Below are 618 nucleotides of genomic sequence, written 5' to 3'. Positions count from 1 at the left end.
GATCGGCTTCGGCGACGCCGGCCTGGAAGAAGCGGGCGGGGAGGAAACGGGCGGCAGATTCGTTCATCGGACGATCCTTCGTCAGGTCGCCCGCGGCATAACACGGCCCGTCCCTGCGGGGATACCGGGGCTGCGACAGGTCAGGCCGGTTTCGCCGGCATGACGGGTGAATCAGGCCGTGGCGGTTTCCGGGGCCAGCTTGTCGATGCGGCGCTGATGGCGGCCGCCCTCGAATTCCGTCGCCAGGAAGGTCGCCAGCGCGTCCAGCGCGACCTCGGCGCCGAGGGTGCGTGCGCCGAAGCAGGCGACGTTGGCGTCGTTGTGTTGGCGGGTGAGCCGGGCCTCGGTGGTGTTGTGCAGGTTCACCGCGCGGATCGCCGGGTGCCGGTTGGCGGCGATGGACATGCCGATGCCCGAGCCGCAGACCAGCACACCGAAGCGTGCCTCGCCGGTGGTCACCTTCCCGCAGACCTCATGGGCGAAGTCCGGATAGTCCACGCTCGCCTCGCCGAAGGTGCCGGCATCGAGCAGCGTATGACCGCCCGCCTCGAGCGCGGCGAGGAGGGTCTGCTTCAGGGGCAGGCCCGCATGGTCGGATCCGATGGCGATGATCATGAT

At 69.4% G+C, this 618-nt stretch carries 1 protein-coding gene; it reads right to left on the bottom strand.

Going from position 1 to position 618, the window contains the following annotated elements; translation table 11 throughout:
- Window positions 1-171: 171 nt before the first annotated feature.
- On the bottom strand, window positions 172-618 hold a 447-nt coding region (rpiB, locus tag AC1DWF_RS36060; protein WP_476843249.1), incomplete at its 5' end, for a ribose 5-phosphate isomerase B.

Source organism: Aminobacter sp. P4_D5, assembly GCF_056401815.1.
Note: the sequence above shows the minus strand (reverse complement) of the source record. Positions and strands in the feature narration are given on the sequence as shown.